Here is a 15,359-nt window from a genome sequence, read left to right as displayed (position 1 = left end):
ACCATGAATGTGTCTACCTGGTCGATCAAGAACCCCATACCGGCACTGATGCTGTTCGTGCTGCTGACCTTCGGCGGCCTGCTGTCGTTCAATGGCATGAAGGTACAGAATTTTCCAGACATCGACCTGCCCACCATTTCGGTGACCGTGTCGCTGCCCGGAGCCTCGCCCGCACAGCTCGAAAACGACGTGGCGCGCAAGGTCGAAAGCGCGATCGCCACGCTGCAGGGCCTGAAGCACATCTACACCAAGGTGCAGGACGGCGGCGCCACCATCACCGCCGAATTCCGGCTGGAAAAGCCCACGCAGGAAGCGCTCGATGACGTGCGCTCGGCCGTGGCGCGCGTGCGCGGCGACCTGCCCGGCGACGTGCGCGACCCCATCGTGACCAAGATGGACCTGGCGGCCCAGCCGGTGCTGGCCTTCACCATCGCCTCGCGCCGCATGGACGACGAGGCCCTGTCCTGGTTCGTCGACAACGACATCGCCAAGAAGCTGCTTGCCGTGCGCGGAGTGGGTGCCGTGAACCGCGTGGGCGGCGTCGACCGCCAGGTGCACGTGGCGCTCGATCCCATCAAGTTGCAGGCGCTGGGCGCCACGGCGGCCGACGTCTCGCGCCAGCTGCGCCTGGTGCAGACCGAGAGTGCGGGCGGCCGCACCGACCTGGGCGGCAGCGAGCAGCCCGTGCGCACCCTGGCCACCGTGCAGTCGGCCCAGGAACTCGCGGGCCTCACGCTGTCCCTGTCCGACGGCCGCCATGTGCGGCTGGACCAAGTGGCCACCGTCTCCGACACCTTTGCCGATCCGCGCGCCATGGCCCTGCTCAATGGCAAGCCCGTGGTGGGCTTCGAGGTGGCCCGCAGCAAGGGCGCGAGCGAGGTCGAAGTGGGCGGCGCGGTGCAGGCGGCCTTGGCCGAGATGCGCGCCCAGCACCCGGACTTGGAGATCACCGAGGCCTTCAACTTCGTGACCCCCGTGCAGGAGGAATACGACGGCTCCATGCACCTCTTGTACGAAGGCGCGCTGCTGGCGGTGCTGGTGGTGTGGCTGTTCCTGCGCGACTGGCGCGCGACCTTTGTCTCGGCCGTGGCGCTGCCGCTGTCGGTGATCCCGGCCTTCATCGGCATGTACCTGCTGGGCTTCTCGATCAACGTGATCACGCTGCTGGCGCTGTCGCTGGTGGTCGGCATCCTGGTGGACGATGCCATCGTGGAGGTGGAGAACATCGTGCGCCACCTGCGCATGGGCAAGACGCCCTACCAGGCGGCCATGGAAGCGGCCGACGAGATCGGGCTGGCCGTGGTGGCCACCACGTTCACGCTGATCGCCGTGTTCCTGCCCACCGCCTTCATGAGCGGCATCGCCGGCAAGTTCTTCAAGCAGTTCGGCTGGACGGCGGCGCTGGCGGTGTTCGCCAGCCTGGTGGTGGCGCGGGTGCTCACGCCCATGATGGCGGCCTATATCCTGAAGCCCATCGTGGGCGAGCACAAGGACCCGCGCTGGATGGGCGTGTACCTGCGCTGGGCGGCATGGTGCATCAAGCACCGATGGATCACCTTTATTGCCACGGGTGCCTTCTTCATCGGCTCGCTGGCGCTGATCCCGCTGCTGCCCACGGGCTTCATCCCGCCGGACGACAACTCGCAGACCCAGGTCTACCTGGAGCTGCCGCCCGGCGCCACGCTGGCGCAGACCCGCACGGTGGCCGAGGATGCGCGCCAGCGCGTGGCGGCGGTGAACCACGTCAAGAGCGTGTACACCACCATCGGTGGCGGCTCGGCGGGCTCCGACCCCTTCATGGGCAGCGCCAACGCCGAGACGCGCAAGGCCACGCTCACCATCCTGCTGGCCGACAGGGGGGACCGGCCGCGCAAGCAGGGCATCGAGAACCAGATCCGCGCCGCGCTGGAGAGCCTGCCCGGCGTGCGCAGCAAGGTGGGCCTGGGGGGTTCGGGTGAGAAGTACGTGCTGGTGCTCACGGGCGACGACCCGCAGGCGCTGCAGACGGCGGCCCTGGCCGTCGAGAAGGACCTGCGCACCATCCCCGGCCTGGGCAGCGTGTCATCCACCGCCAGCCTGATCCGCTCGGAGATCGCCGTGCGCCCCGACTTTGCGCGCGCCGCCGACCTGGGCGTGACCAGCAGCGCCATCGCCGAGACCCTGCGCATCGCCACCGTGGGCGACTACGACGTGTCGCTGCCCAAGCTGAACCTGGCCTCGCGCCAGGTGCCCATCGTCGTCAAGCTGCAGGACGATGCACGCAAGGACCTGTCGCTGCTCGAACGCCTGGCCGTGCCCGGCGCCAAAGGCCCGGTGATGCTCGGCCAGGTGGCCACGCTGGAGTTCAGCGGCGGCCCGGCCGTGGTGGACCGCTACGACCGCGCGCGCAACGTGAACTTCGAGATCGAACTCTCGGGCCTGCCCCTGGGCGACGTGACCAAGGCCGTGGACCTGCTGCCGTCCATCAAGAACCTGCCGCCCGGCGTGCGCCAGATCACCATCGGCGACGCCGAGGTCATGGGCGAGCTGTTCGCCAGCTTCGGGCTGGCCATGCTCACCGGCGTGCTGTGCATCTACATCGTGCTGGTGCTGCTGTTCAAGGACTTCCTGCACCCGGTGACCATCCTGGCAGCGCTGCCGCTATCGCTGGGCGGGGCCTTCGTGGGCCTGCTGATCGCACAGAAGAGCTTCTCGATGCCCTCGCTGATCGGGCTCATCATGCTCATGGGCATTGCCACCAAGAACTCCATCCTGCTGGTGGAGTACGCCATCCTGGCACGGCGCGAGCATGGCATGACGCGCTTCGAGGCGCTGATCGACGCCTGCCACAAGCGCGCGCGCCCGATCATCATGACCACCCTGGCCATGGGCGCGGGCATGCTGCCCATTGCCGTGGGCTTCGGCGCGGCGGATGCCAGCTTCCGCTCACCGATGGCGGTGGCAGTGATCGGCGGGCTGATCACCTCGACCTTCCTGAGCCTGCTGGTGATCCCGGCCGTGTTCACGGGCGTGGACGACGTGGGCCAGTGGTTCGGCCGCATGTTGCGGCGCCTGCGCGGCCTGCCGCCCAAGGCCCCCGCATCCAGGCCGCAGGAGGCGCCGGCGATTCCCTGACGACGGGGGCCCGTACGCGGGCCCCGAATCCGTGCAAAAAGGGCGCCAACCACCCGGGTTTGCGCCCTTTAACAGTGCCGGCACGGCGGGATAATGGCGTACCGCTATGAACCTCGTCACCATCAACGTCGATTCCATCCAGCTCGGCCACCCCCTGCCATTCGCGTTGCGGGGTTCCGACGGCGCGCTGCTGGCCCAGAAGGGCTTCGTGGTGCAGTCGCAGGATGAACTGGGCACCATGCTGGCCCGGGGCCGGCAGCTGTGCGTGGACGTGGAAGAGTCCGGCGAGAGCTACCGCGCCTACGTCGCCCAGCTGCAGCGCATGCTGCGGCAGGACACCAACCTCGGGCAACTGGCGTCCATCAAGATGACTGCCGGTGCCCAGGCCGCCCCGCGCGAGCGCGATGCCCCGCCCTATGTGGTGGACTGGCCCGCCCTGCAGGACCGCGCGACCCGGCTGCTGCGCAGCCCGCATGCCGCCGATTTTCCGGACCGCTTCCAGCCCCTGCATGCCGAACTGGCGCGCAACTGCGAACAGTCGCCCGATGCCACGCTGCTGGCGCTGATCTACCTGTCGGCGCAGGAGACGCGCATGTACAGCGGCACCCACGCCATGCTGGTGGCCTGCGTCTGCATGGTGGTGGCCAAGGAAATGCTGCGCTGGCCCCCGGCCCAGGTGCAGGTGGTGGGGCAGGCAGCCCTCTCCATGAACATCGCCATGACCGAGCTGCAGGACCAATTGGCCCAGCAGACCCAGCCCCTGACCTCGGCCCAGATCACCGCCGTGGAGGACCACGCGGCCCGCTCCGAAGCACTGCTGCGCGACCTGGGCGTGCACAGCGAGTTGTGGCTGGAGGCCGTGCGCCACCACCACCACCGCACCCCGGGTGCGTTCGGCCAAAAGAGCCCCGGCCTGCAGATGGCCCGGCTGATCCAGCGGGCCGACGTCTTCGGTGCCCGGCTGGCGCCGCGCGCTGCGCGCTCGCCCATGCCGGTGACCGCCGCCATGCAGGCCAGCTACTACGACGAGGAACAAAAGGTCGACGAGGCCGGCGCCGCCCTGGTCAAGGCCCTGGGCATCTACCCGCCGGGGGCCTTCGTGAAGCTCGCCAGCCAGGAAGTCGCCGTGGTGCTGCGCCGTGGCGCCAGCGGCACCACGCCGCGCGTGGCCGTGGTCACCAACCGGCTGGGCATGCCCACCGGTGAGCTGATCCCCCGTGACACCTCCCAGCCCCAGTGGAAGATCGTTGGCGTGGTCGCGCACAAGGACGTGCGCGTCCAGCTGTCGCTCAACCGGCTGCTCCCCCTCGTCTGAGCCTGCGGCGCAGGCCGGCACCCGCAGGGCCTGCACGGCCACTGCGCCACACCATCCATTGCTGGACGGCACCTCTGCCCAGGTCCACCATGGCGGTCACCTTCCACCCCTTTGCGCGGCTGCCTGCCTGGCCGCTGGGGAGGCGCGCGCATCCGAAAGGTCCCGGGGCGCGTACTACTGTGCAGGCAGGCGGCAATCGCAGCGCTGTGGGTTGGGTCCCCCGCGCCGGTCGGGCCGAGGCATCGACCGGCAATTCCACGCAAATACCAATCAGTACAAATAAAAACTTATGTGGACAAAATATGATTCATTGGTTAAATTGGCCCTATCCAACTAGGCAGGTGTCCCCATGACCCAATTCCCGCGCTTTCTGGCCCTGGCCCATGCCACGGGTGCCCTGCTGTTTTTCGGCTTCGCTCCCTCCGCCTTCGCGGCCCCGCCCGAATCCTGCCCAGCCACGCTGCAGCACACCTTCCCCCGGTTGCAGGACGAAAAGCCGCAGTCGCTGTGCCAGTACAGCGGCAAGGTTGTCTTGGTGGTCAACACGGCCAGCTTCTGTGGTTTCACGGGGCAGTACAAGGGCCTCGAAGACCTCTATGCCCGCTACAAGGACAAGGGCCTGGTGGTGCTGGGCTTTCCCAGCAACGACTTCTCGCAGGAAAGCGGCAACAACCAGCAGATTGCGGATTTCTGTGAAAACACCTTCGGCGTGAAGTTTCCGATGTTCGCCAAGAGCGTGGTGACCGGTGCCGACGCCTCGCCGCTGTTTCGCCAGTTGGCCCAGATGTCCGGCCCGCCGCGCTGGAACTTCCACAAGTACCTGCTGGGCCGCGACGGCAAGCTGGTGGACAGCTACACCAGCCTCACCGCGCCGGACAGCAAGGGACTGGTCCGCGCCATCGAACAACAGCTGGCCACTGCACCAACTCGGTGAACGTAATGTTTTCTTTACATTTCTTCAAAAAAATGCAGGAGAAGCTCTGGAACTTCTGCAGAACGCCCTTACTCTATCCACAGCAAGGACGTGTTGAGCGTCCCCCCGTTTTAACGTTGCGAAGCCTTTCGGTCCCACGGGTTCCGACTGTTCTCCTGGAGCGCTTCTCCTCCCTCCCTCTCTTATTCGTTTCGGGACGCTTCGCAACTTTTTTATTCAGCCTGCCGGCCAGAGGGCGCCGGCCATGAAGATCGCCATCGTCGGCTCCGGCATTTCCGGGTTGGCCGTGGCCCACCGGCTGCGCGGCCAGGCCGACATCACCCTCTACGAAGCGGGCAGCTATTTCGGCGGCCACACCCACACGGTGGACGTGACCCTGCCGGGCCCCGAGGGCGACGCCATGCACTGCGGCGTCGACACGGGTTTCCTGGTCTTCAACGAGCGCACCTACCCGAACCTGATCCGCCTGCTGGCCGACCTGGGGGTGGAAACCGCCAAATCCGACATGTCGTTCTCGGTGCAAGTGCCGCAGGCCCTGGGCGGCGGGCGTACGCTGGAGTGGAGCGGCACGAACCTGTCCACCGTATTCGCCCAGCGCGGCAACCTCATGAACCCGCGTTTCCTGGGCATGCTGCGCGACCTGCTGCGCTTCAACCGTCTGTGCACGCGCTTGGCCGAAGCCCAGGCCGACGCCGCGTTGATGCAGCCCCTGGCCGACTTCCTCAAGGAGCACCGCTTCGGCGATGCGTTCCGCGACTGGTACTTTCTGCCCATGCTGGGCTGCATCTGGAGCTGCCCCACAGACAAGATGCTGCAGTTCCCGGTGGCCACGATGATCCGCTTCTGCCACAACCACGGCCTGATCCAGGTGAGCGACCGGCCCCAGTGGTGGACGGTGGCCGGTGGCGCGCGCCACTATGTGGACAAGATCGTGGCGGGCATCGAAGACAAGCGCCTGGACACCCCCGTGCGCCGCATCGAGCGCGACGCTGCGGGCGTGCGCGTGGTGACTACCGGCAACACCGAGCGCTTTGACCAGGTGGTGCTGGCCACCCACTCGGACCAGGCGCTGGCGCTGCTGGCCCAGCCCACGCTGCAGGAGCGCGCGGTGCTAGGTGCCATCCGCTACCAGGCCAACCGCGCCGTGCTGCACACCGACACCTCGGTGCTGCCCGAACGCCGTGCCGCCTGGGCCGCGTGGAACTACGAACGCGCACCCGAGCGCAGCCGTGAGTCGGCGCGCGTGTGCCTGCACTACCTCATCAACCAGCTGCAGCCCGTGCCCTTCGCGCAGCCGGTCGTTGTCTCGCTCAACCCGGTGGGCGAGATCGCCCCCGACCAGGTGATCGGCAGCTACGACTATGCCCACCCGGTCTTCGACTTGGCGGCCATCCGTGCGCAAAAGGGCGTCGCGCAGCTCCAGGGCCGTGAACGCACCTGGTTCTGCGGCGCCTGGACGGGCTATGGCTTCCATGAAGACGGGCTGAAGTCGGGCCTGGCCGTGGCCGAGCACTTGCTGGCCCGCAAGCCGGCACCGCTGGCGGAGGCCGCCTGATGGACACCCGCACCGCCGAGCCGCTGCTGGGCTTTGGCCAGGTGCGCCATACGCGCCTGCGCCCCCAGCGGCATGCATTTGCCTACCCCACCTTCTTCCTGATGCTGCCCATGCGCTCACTGCGCGCACAGGCAGCCGGGCTGCTGGCCGTGAACCGCAGGGGCGCCATCAGCTTTCACGATGCCGACCATGGCGACGGCCGCAGCGACGCCCAGGGCGGTGCACTCGCCTGGATCGACGAATTGCTGCGCTCCGAAGGCATCGCGGACGCCACGGGTGAGGTCTGGCTGCACTGCTACCCGCGCGTGCTGGGCTACACCTTCAAGCCCGTGAGCTTCTGGTACTGCCACCGCCCGGACGGCAGCCTGCGCGCCATCGTGGTCGAGGTCAACAACACCTTTGGCGAGCGCCACTGCTATCTGCTGGACCAGCCGCGCTACGGCGCCGAGCAGCATGCGCGCAAGGTGTTCCACGTCTCGCCGTTCTGCGACATCAGCGGCGGCTACCGTTTCCGCTTCCTGCGCACGGTGCAGGGCGGGCAGGAGCGCACCGTGGTGCGCATCGACCACGACGACGCCAGCGGCCCGCTGCTGCAGACCAGCGTGAGCGGTACGCTCTCGCCCATCACCCGCGAGACCCTGCGCCAGGCGCTGTGGGGCTACCCGGCGATGACGCTGGCGGTGATCGCCCGCATCCACTGGCAGGCCCTCCGTCTGTGGGCCAAGCGGGTGCGCTTTCACCGCAAGCCCGCGGCCCCCGCCTCCGCCGTGACCCGCTGAGCCCGGCACGCACCGTCCCGAAACCCCTCTTCCATCCGGCCCGCCATGAACAGCACCACCCTCGCACCCGCCCTGCCAAGGGGCACCCCTGCCGCCGCCCGCACGGCCCTGCGCCTGATGCAGCGCCTGCAACACGGCAGCCTCACGGTGCAACTGCCCGACGGCACGCTGCAGCATTTCGGCAACCACCATGGCGACGGGCCGGCAGCGGCCATCACGCTCAGGAACTGGAACGTCTGCAAGGCAGCCCTCAAGTCCGGCGACATCGGCGTTGCCGAGAGCTACATCGCTGGCGACTGGACCACGCCGAACCTCACGGACCTGCTGCGCGTGTTCATCGCCAACCGCCAGCAGGTGGAGGGTGTGATCTATGGCAGCTGGGCCGGGCGGCTGCTGTACCGCATCAAGCACCTGCTCAACCGCAACACGCGCGCCAACAGCCAGAAGAACATCCACGCCCACTACGACCTGGGCAATGCCTTCTACACGCTGTGGCTGGACGACACGATGAACTACTCGTCGGCCTGGTTCGAGGGCGATGCCGGTGGCGACATGCGCGCCGCCCAGCATGCCAAGGTGCGCCGCGCCCTGCGCATGGCGGGCGTGCAAGCGGGCGACCGGGTGCTGGAGATCGGCTGCGGCTGGGGCGCGCTGGCCGAGATGGCCACCACCGAGTTCGACGCCTCGCTGACCGGCGTGACGCTGTCCACCGAGCAGCTGGAGTTTGCGCGCCAGCGCATGGACGCGAGCGGCGTGGCCGCAAAGGCCGATCTGCGCCTGCAGGACTACCGCGACATCACCGACGGGCCCTACGACGCGGTCTGCTCCATCGAGATGATCGAGGCTGTGGGCCGCGAATACTGGCCGACCTATTTTCAGGCCGTGCGGCGCCTGCTCAAGCCCGGCGGCAAGGCCTGCATCCAGAGCATCGTGATCGACGACGGCCTGTTCGAGCGCTACATCAGCTCCACCGATTTCATCCAGCAGTACATCTTTCCGGGCGGCTGCCTGCCCTGCCCGCGCGAGTTCCGCCGCGAGGCCGAGGCCGCCGGCCTGCGCGTGGTGGATGAGTTCGCCTTCGGCCAGGACTATGCCGAGACCCTCAGGCGCTGGCGCGAGCGCTTTCTGGCCCAGCGTGCGCAGATCCTGCAGCTCGGCTTCGACCAGCGCTTCCTGCACATCTGGGAGTTCTACCTGGCCTATTGCGAAGCGGCCTTTGCCATGGCCAACATCAACCTCGTGCAGTACACCCTGGTGCGAGACTGAGCCATGGCCATGACGCAAGCCGCCGTGCTCACCCTGGTCCTGGCATTGCTCTGCCCGGGCCTGGCCCTGGCGCAGGCGCCGGCTGCAGCGCCGCTGGCCGGCCTGCGCCAGGCCGGCCAGGGCACGCTGCGCTTCCTGGGCTTTGAAATCTACAGCGCCCAGCTGTGGGTGAGCCCCGGCTTTGACGCCAGCGACTACACCGCCCAACCCCTGGTGCTCCAGCTGGCGTACCAGCGGGATTTCACAGCCGAAGCGATTGCCGGGCGCTCCATCCAGGAAATGCGCCGCGTGGGCCGCTTCACCCCCGCCCAGGCCACACGCTGGCAACAGGCCCTGCAGGCCGCCCTGCCCGACGTGAAGGCGGGCGACCAGCTCACCGGCATCTACCAGCCCGGGGCGGGCGCCGTGTTCCAGATGGGCGGGCAGGTCGTGGGCGAGGTCAAGGACCCCGAGTTCTCGCGCCTGTTCTTCGGCATCTGGCTGTCGCCGCGCACCTCCGAGCCGGCGCTGCGCCAGGCGCTGATCGCTGCACCCTCTGCTGCGGGGACGCCGTGACCGCCGGCGCGCTGCTGCCCTGGCGCCAGGGGCTGGCCTATGGCCTGCTCGGCTTGCCGCTGGCCTTCGTGGCGCTGCCGCTGTACGTGCTGCTGCCCAACCACTACGCGCGTGAGTTCGGCATGCCGCTGGCTACGCTGGGCGGTGTGCTGCTGGCCGCGCGCCTGTTCGATGCCGTCTCGGACCCGCTGCTCGGCCGCTGGGCCGACCGGCTGTTCGAGCGCTCGCCGCTGGCGGTTCTCTCCACGGGGGCGGTCTCGGCCGTGGTGCTGGCCGTCGGGCTCACCGCGCTGTTCTTCCCCAAGGTGCAGGGCCAGGGCGCGCTCGCGGCCTGGGCGCTGGTCTGCCTGCTGGTCACCTACCTGGCCTACAGCCAGCTCGGCATTGCGCACCAGTCCTGGGGTGCGCGCCTGGGCGGTGACGAGCTGCAGCGCAGCCGCATCGTCGCCTGGCGCGAGGGCGCGGCCCTGGTGGGCGTGGTGCTCGCCTCGGTACTGCCCGCGCTGCTGGGCCTGCCGGTGATGCTGGGCGTGTTTGCGGCCGCCCTGGTGCTGGGCTGGCTGGCGTGGCTGCGCGCACCCCGGCCCGCGCCAGTTGCGCCACACGCCACAGTCCGTGCAGACCTTTGGCGGCCCTGGACGCGGCCCGCCTTTCGCCGCCTGCTGGCGGTGTTCGTGCTCAACGGCATTGCCAGCGCCGTACCGGCCACACTGGTGCTGTTCTTCATCCAGGACCGGCTGCAGGCCCCGCCGGGCCAGGAGCCGATGTTCCTGGCCGCGTACTTCCTCTGCGCAGCGCTCTCGATCCCGCTGTGGCTGCGCGCCGTGGCGCGCTGGGGGCTGGCCCGCACCTGGCTGGGGGGCATGCTGCTGGCCGTGGCCGTGTTTGGCTGGACGGCTGGGCTCGGAATGGGCGACAGCATGCCCTTCCTTGCCGTGTGCGCGCTTTCGGGCGTGGCCCTGGGCACCGACCTCGCCTTGCCCGGTGCCCTGCTGGCCGGGGTGGTGGCGGCCGAAGGCGACAGCGGCCGGCACGAGGGCGCCTACTTCGGCTGGTGGAACTTTGCCACCAAGCTCAACCTGGCACTCGCCGCAGGCCTGGCCCTGCCCCTGCTCGACGCACTGGGCTACACGCCCGGCACGCGCAGCGCAGAGGGTCTGCAGACGCTGGGCCTGGCCTATGCCGTGCTGCCCTGCGCCTTGAAGCTGGTGGCCGCGGCAGCGCTGTACTTCCTGATCCTGCGGCAATCACCCCTTGCCGCAGCCATTCCATCCCTCCAAGGCAAACCATGATGCAGCGACGCTTGTTACTCCTTTCGGCGGCCGCCGTGGCCGCCCCCGTGGCGCTGTCGGGCTGCGCGGGCCAGAACCTGGCCGACTACGCGGCCGAAAAGCCCGTGCTCGACCTGGCGCAGTATTTCAATGGCGTGATCGACGCGCACGGCATGTTCCAGGACCGCAGCGGAAAGATCGTCAAACGCTTCACCGTGGTCATGAACTGCCAGTGGACGGGCAACCAGGGCGTGCTGGACGAGGCCTTCACCTATTCGGACGGCAGCACGGAGCGGCGCATCTGGCGCCTCACCCGTGAGGCCGATGGCCGCTACACAGGCACGGCCGGCGACGTGATCGGCCAGGCCGTGGGGCAGGTGCGCGGCAACGCCTTCCGCTGGAACTACACGCTGGCGTTGCCCGTGGATGGCACGGTCTACCACGTGGACCTGGACGACTGGATGTACCTCATGGACGAGCGCGTGATGCTCAACCGCGCCACCATGAGCAAGTTCGGCGTGCGGCTGGGCGAGATCACGCTGTCGTTCACCCGGCGGGCGCCATGAGCCTGAATCCCCGCCTGCGCGACTGGCAGGGCCGCCGGGCCTGGCTGGTGGGCGCCTCCAGCGGCATCGGCCGGGCCACGGCATCGGCCCTGCATGCGCGCGGGGCCGAGGTCATCGTCTCGGCCCGCAGCGAAGCGGCGCTCAACGCGTTCGCCGTGCAGCACCCTGGCAGCGTCGCCCTGCCGCTGGACACCGCCGTACCGGAGGCCGTGAAGGCGGCCGCAGCCCAGGTGCTGGCGGGTGGACCGCTGGACCTGGTGTGCTACTGCGCAGGCACCTACCACCACATGCGAGCCACGGAGTTCGACCTGCCCGTGATGCTGCGCCACGAACAGGTGAACTACACAGGCGTGCTGCACCTGCTGGCCGCCGTGCTGCCAGACATGCTGGCCGCCGCACAGTCGGGCCGCCCCGGGCATGTGAGCCTGGTCAGCAGCGTGGCCGGCTTTCGCGGGCTGCCCAAGAGCCTGGCCTACGGCCCGACCAAGGCGGCGCTGATCAACCTGGCCGAGGCACTGTACCTGGACCTGCACGGCCTGGGCATGGGCGTGAGCGTGGTCAACCCCGGCTTCGTGGCCACGCCGCTCACCGAGGGCAATGACTTTCGCATGCCCGCGCTGATCACGCCCGAAGAGGCGGCCACGGCCATCCTCAAGGGCTGGGGGCAAGGCGCGTTCGACATCCACTTCCCCAAGCGCTTCACGCGCGTGATGAAGATGCTGCGCGTGCTGCCGTATGGGTGGTACTTTCCGGCCATTCGCAAGTTCACCGGACTGTGAGCCCCATGCCGCCGCCAGACACCACCCCATCCACCGAAGAAGCCGTCACCCGCGTGATCGCCTTTTTCGAGACCCTGGCCCCGGCCGACGTGGCGGCACTGGGCCGCCTGTATGCGGCCGATGCGCGCTTCAAGGACCCGTTCAACGAGGTGCAGGGCCTGCCCGCCATCCGGCACATCTTCGAGCACATGTTCGTGGCGCTGGAGCAGCCGCGCTTCGTGGTGACGGGCCGCGTGGTGCAGGGGCAGCAGTGCTTCCTGACCTGGGAGTTCCTGTTCGCCTTCCGCAATTTCCACAAGGGCGTGGCACAGACGGTGCGCGGCGCCTCGCACCTGGTGTTCGACGACCAGGGCCTGGTCACGCTGCACCGCGACTACTGGGATGCAGCCGAGGAGCTGTACGAAAAGCTGCCCGTGGTGGGTGGGCTCATGCGCTGGCTCAAGAAACGCGCCAACAGCTGAGCACAGCCGTCGTCACGGACGCGCTTGCAGACGCAGATGCCCAGGCAAGGGCACGGCACGCTGCAGCACGCCTTCGGCCAGCCACACCGCGCTGTTCCAGGCGCGGCCGGCCACATAGGGCAGGGGCAGTTGCTGGTAGTCGTCGTTGAAGACCTCGAAGCTGTAGTCGCCCCGGTAGCCCAAGCCGTCGAGCTTGCGCACCAAATCGACCAGCGCCTGGCTGTGCACGCCCTCGCCCGGGAACACGCGGAAGTGCCGCGCCGTGTCGATGCGCTCCTGCACCGTGCGCGTCTCCTGCCACATGAAGTCCGACAGCTGCACCAGGTAAATGCGCTCCGGGTCCACGCCCTCCAGGGCTTCGAGCGGCGTGCTGGTGGCGAACTGGTGGTAGGAGTCGATGGCCAGGCCCAGGTTGGGGCAATCGGCCCGTTGCACCGCGGCCCAGGCCTGGTGCACCTCGTTAATGTGCCGGCCCCAGGACAGGCCCTCGAACGCAATGCGGATACCGTGGGGCAGCGCCAGCATGGCCAGCTTGCGCAGGTCGCGCGCAATCGCTTCGGGATCGTCCGTGGCATGCAGCGAAGTGGAACTGCAGGCCAGCAGCACCCGGGTGCCCAGCGCGCGCGCCATGAGGATCATCTGCTGGGCGATGCCCAGCTTGTAGCTGTGCAGGTGGCCCGAGAGCCCCTCGAAATCGCGCAGCACCTGAAAGCCCGTGACGCGCAGGCCGCTGCTGCGCACCGCCTGCACGGCAGCGTCGATACCCTCGGGGTGGCCGACGAGGTCGCGCGCGGCCAGCATGATCTGGCCGAAGCCGGCGGCCTTCACGGCGGCCAGCTTGGCCTCCAGCGGACCGGCGAGGCTGATGGTGTCCATGCCGAAATCGGCGACGTTGCGTTGCATGGCCTGGGCGCGCATGGGGAGTGCCGTTTTCATCGCGGGTCGAGCACCAGCTCGAAGCTGGCGCCACCCGCATCGGCACGCGTAAGCGCTCCTCGGACTTCGCTGTGCACGCCCGTGGGCGATTCGACGAAATCCACCCCTTGTGCGCGCAGGGCTGCCACCGTGGCCAGCACGTCGCCCGTGCCGAAGGCCACGCGCTGCAGCAGTTCGCCGGGGTCGGCATCGAGCGCGTCGATCAGCGGCTCGATGAGCTGCCAGTACAGCGTGCCGCAGGGACTGGCGAGGATGCGCCCCTGCGTGAGCACGCCAAAGCTCTGCTCGGGCGGCAGCTCGGCAAAGCCGAACAGCTCACCATAGAAGGCGGTCCAGTCGGCCAGCCGATCGAGGCCGATGTACTGCACCAGGCCGAACAGGTGCAGGCCGTGCTGCGCTGGCGGGCGCGGGTCCACCCCCGGTATCGGTACGAAGTCCACGTCGTAGATCGAGAACTCACGGTGCCGGTCGACGAAGTAGATGCGGCTCGTGCCCACGCCGTGGATGGCCGGAATGTTGAGCTCCATGACCTCGACCTCGGTATGCACGGCCCAGGCCCCGAGTTCCAGCACGCGCCGGTAGGCGGCGGCAGCATTGCCGACGCGAAAGGCAATGGCGGCCAGCACCGGGGCATCACCAGGGGCCTGCGCGCCATGTGCCGGCTCTTCGCCCTGGTGGGCGTTGACGATGATGTTCATGCCGCCCTGGCGGTACAGCAGCACCTCGCGCGAGCGGTGGCGCGCCACGGGCTTGAAGCCCATGCGCTCCAGCGCCTGGCCCAGTGCCTGGGGGCGGGCCGTGGCGTATTCGATGAACTCCACGCCCTGCAGGCCCAGGGGGTTGGGCAGGGTGCCCAGGGATTCACGGTCGGCCGTCATCGGGGGGCTCATGGGAGGGGCTCCTTGAGAAATGGTGAGCGCACCAGGTCAGCGGCTGGTGACCAGTTGGCGGAAGTGCGCATCCATGCGCGCAGGATCGGGGGCGACGCCGGTGAACAATTCGAACGCCCCGACGGCCTGGCCCACGGCCATGCCACCGCCGTCCGACACTGGGCAGCCCAGGGCACGTGCGGCACGGACCAGGGCGGTCTCCAGCGGGAAGTACACCACCTCGGACACCCACATGGCGGGGCGCAGCAGGCCCACATCCAGAGGCACGCCGGGCAGTTTGTCCATACCGGTGGGCGTGGCGTGGATCAGCCCCGTGGCCTGCGCCATGGCAGTGGCGATGTCGCTGGCATGGGCCCTCGCACCGTAGAGCGCATTGACGTCCGCCGCCAGTTGCGCGGCGCGCTCGGGCTGCGCATCCACGATGGCCAGGCGCTGCGCGCCCAGCCGCAGCACGGCATGGGCAATGGCCGCGCCGGCACCGCCTGCGCCCAGCAGCACCACATGGGCCAGATCGGCCTCTGGCAAGGCACGTTGGAAACCCCAGGCCCAGCCCGAGCCATCGGTGTTGTGCCCCACCAGCCGGCCATCCTGCACCACCACGGTGTTCACGGCACCCATGGCCCGCGCCTCCTCGGACAAGTCGTCGAGATGCGCGATTACGGCCTGCTTGCAGGGATAGGTCACGTTGCAGCCGGCATAGCCCATGATGCGTGCCGCCGACAGCAGGGTGGGCAGCTGCGCGGGCGAAGATGCGGATCGGTCCAGGTCGATCAGCTGGTAGTGCAGGCGCATGCCGTGGTGCCGCGCTTCTTCTTCGTGCAGCGCGGGCGACAGCGATTGTTGGATGCCTGCACCGATCAGCCCGATCAGTACCTTGCGGGGGCTTGTGGAAGACATGGTGGGCGGGGAGTCGAGAAGCAGGGTGTCCATGGGATACA

General features: G+C 68.6%; 14 protein-coding genes. 11 read left to right on the top strand and 3 right to left on the bottom strand.

The annotated features are described in order from the left end of the window. Positions 1-3 precede the first annotated feature (3 nt). The 11 genes from ASE31_RS06200 (at position 4) to ASE31_RS06150 (ending at position 12,595) form a co-directional block, all read left to right on the top strand. On the top strand, positions 4-3,114 hold the full coding sequence (locus ASE31_RS06200; protein ID WP_057200640.1) for an efflux RND transporter permease subunit: 3,111 nt from the start codon (positions 4-6) through the stop codon (positions 3,112-3,114). Between the two features lie 106 nt (positions 3,115-3,220). Next, a complete protein-coding gene (locus ASE31_RS06195) occupies positions 3,221-4,429 on the top strand; it encodes an HD-GYP domain-containing protein (RefSeq protein WP_057200639.1) in 1,209 nt (402 codons plus the stop codon). A gap of 349 nt (positions 4,430-4,778) precedes the next feature. Then, the gene (locus ASE31_RS06190; RefSeq protein WP_082604041.1) at positions 4,779-5,363 is read left to right on the top strand and encodes a glutathione peroxidase; all 585 of its coding nucleotides are present in this window, start codon (positions 4,779-4,781) and stop codon (positions 5,361-5,363) included. 244 nt (positions 5,364-5,607) lie between these two features. Beyond that, on the top strand, positions 5,608-6,918 hold the full coding sequence (locus ASE31_RS06185; RefSeq protein WP_057200638.1) for an NAD(P)/FAD-dependent oxidoreductase: 1,311 nt from the start codon (positions 5,608-5,610) through the stop codon (positions 6,916-6,918). Next, positions 6,918-7,697, top strand: a complete 780-nt coding sequence (locus ASE31_RS06180; RefSeq protein ID WP_057200637.1) for a DUF1365 domain-containing protein — start codon at positions 6,918-6,920, stop codon at positions 7,695-7,697. The genes ASE31_RS06185 and ASE31_RS06180 overlap by 1 nt, the downstream gene beginning before the upstream one ends. 45 nt (positions 7,698-7,742) lie before the next feature. Next, positions 7,743-8,963, top strand: coding sequence for a cyclopropane-fatty-acyl-phospholipid synthase family protein (locus ASE31_RS06175; protein WP_057200636.1), 1,221 nt, complete (start codon positions 7,743-7,745; stop codon positions 8,961-8,963). A 9-nt stretch (positions 8,964-8,972) separates the two neighbouring features. Further along, on the top strand, positions 8,973-9,518 hold the full coding sequence (locus ASE31_RS06170; RefSeq protein ID WP_057200827.1) for a chalcone isomerase family protein: 546 nt from the start codon (positions 8,973-8,975) through the stop codon (positions 9,516-9,518). After that, positions 9,515-10,810 carry an MFS transporter gene (locus tag ASE31_RS06165; protein WP_057200635.1) on the top strand — a complete coding sequence of 432 codons (1,296 nt, stop codon included), beginning with the start codon at positions 9,515-9,517 and terminating at the stop codon, positions 10,808-10,810. The genes ASE31_RS06170 and ASE31_RS06165 overlap by 4 nt, the downstream gene beginning before the upstream one ends. Next, positions 10,810-11,355 carry a DUF3833 domain-containing protein gene (locus ASE31_RS06160; protein WP_057200634.1) on the top strand — a complete coding sequence of 182 codons (546 nt, stop codon included), beginning with the start codon at positions 10,810-10,812 and terminating at the stop codon, positions 11,353-11,355. The genes ASE31_RS06165 and ASE31_RS06160 overlap by 1 nt, the downstream gene beginning before the upstream one ends. Continuing rightward, positions 11,352-12,134, top strand: a complete 783-nt coding sequence (locus ASE31_RS06155) for an SDR family oxidoreductase (protein ID WP_057200633.1) — start codon at positions 11,352-11,354, stop codon at positions 12,132-12,134. The genes ASE31_RS06160 and ASE31_RS06155 overlap by 4 nt, the downstream gene beginning before the upstream one ends. A gap of 5 nt (positions 12,135-12,139) precedes the next feature. After that, positions 12,140-12,595 (top strand): nuclear transport factor 2 family protein, encoded by a 456-nt coding sequence (locus tag ASE31_RS06150; RefSeq protein ID WP_057200632.1) that lies wholly within the window; start codon positions 12,140-12,142, stop codon positions 12,593-12,595. A 12-nt stretch (positions 12,596-12,607) separates the two neighbouring features. Here the strand turns inward: ASE31_RS06150 and ASE31_RS06145 are convergent, their stop codons facing one another. From ASE31_RS06145 to ASE31_RS06135, 3 genes are read right to left on the bottom strand one after another with little or no spacing between them, the layout of a single operon-like run. Continuing rightward, positions 12,608-13,513, bottom strand: coding sequence for a sugar phosphate isomerase/epimerase (locus ASE31_RS06145; RefSeq protein ID WP_057200631.1), 906 nt, complete (start codon positions 13,511-13,513; stop codon positions 12,608-12,610). Positions 13,514-13,527: 14 nt separating this feature from the next. Then, entirely contained in the window at positions 13,528-14,421 is an 894-nt protein-coding gene (locus ASE31_RS06140) for a 4-hydroxyphenylpyruvate dioxygenase (RefSeq protein ID WP_057200630.1), read from the bottom strand. Positions 14,422-14,457: 36 nt separating this feature from the next. After that, on the bottom strand, positions 14,458-15,318 hold the full coding sequence (locus tag ASE31_RS06135; protein ID WP_200961077.1) for a shikimate dehydrogenase: 861 nt from the start codon (positions 15,316-15,318) through the stop codon (positions 14,458-14,460). Positions 15,319-15,359: the final 41 nt, after the last annotated feature.

It is taken from the genome of Acidovorax sp. Root217, from assembly GCF_001428645.1.
GTDB lineage: Bacteria > Pseudomonadota > Gammaproteobacteria > Burkholderiales > Burkholderiaceae_C > Acidovorax.
The sequence above is the reverse complement of the archived record's forward strand: the minus strand, read 5'-3'. Positions and strand labels throughout refer to the sequence as shown.

Coding starts and splice junctions, on each gene's coding strand:
- ASE31_RS06200 (WP_057200640.1), top strand. CDS start 4: ATGAATGTGTCTACCTGGTCGATCAAGAACCCCATACCGGCACTGATG.
- ASE31_RS06195 (WP_057200639.1), top strand. CDS start 3,221: ATGAACCTCGTCACCATCAACGTCGATTCCATCCAGCTCGGCCACCCC.
- ASE31_RS06190 (WP_082604041.1), top strand. CDS start 4,779: ATGACCCAATTCCCGCGCTTTCTGGCCCTGGCCCATGCCACGGGTGCC.
- ASE31_RS06185 (WP_057200638.1), top strand. CDS start 5,608: ATGAAGATCGCCATCGTCGGCTCCGGCATTTCCGGGTTGGCCGTGGCC.
- ASE31_RS06180 (WP_057200637.1), top strand. CDS start 6,918: ATGGACACCCGCACCGCCGAGCCGCTGCTGGGCTTTGGCCAGGTGCGC.
- ASE31_RS06175 (WP_057200636.1), top strand. CDS start 7,743: ATGAACAGCACCACCCTCGCACCCGCCCTGCCAAGGGGCACCCCTGCC.
- ASE31_RS06170 (WP_057200827.1), top strand. CDS start 8,973: ATGACGCAAGCCGCCGTGCTCACCCTGGTCCTGGCATTGCTCTGCCCG.
- ASE31_RS06160 (WP_057200634.1), top strand. CDS start 10,810: ATGCAGCGACGCTTGTTACTCCTTTCGGCGGCCGCCGTGGCCGCCCCC.
- ASE31_RS06155 (WP_057200633.1), top strand. CDS start 11,352: ATGAGCCTGAATCCCCGCCTGCGCGACTGGCAGGGCCGCCGGGCCTGG.
- ASE31_RS06150 (WP_057200632.1), top strand. CDS start 12,140: ATGCCGCCGCCAGACACCACCCCATCCACCGAAGAAGCCGTCACCCGC.
- ASE31_RS06145 (WP_057200631.1), bottom strand. CDS start 13,513: ATGCGCGCCCAGGCCATGCAACGCAACGTCGCCGATTTCGGCATGGAC.
- ASE31_RS06140 (WP_057200630.1), bottom strand. CDS start 14,421: ATGAGCCCCCCGATGACGGCCGACCGTGAATCCCTGGGCACCCTGCCC.
- ASE31_RS06135 (WP_200961077.1), bottom strand. CDS start 15,318: ATGTCTTCCACAAGCCCCCGCAAGGTACTGATCGGGCTGATCGGTGCA.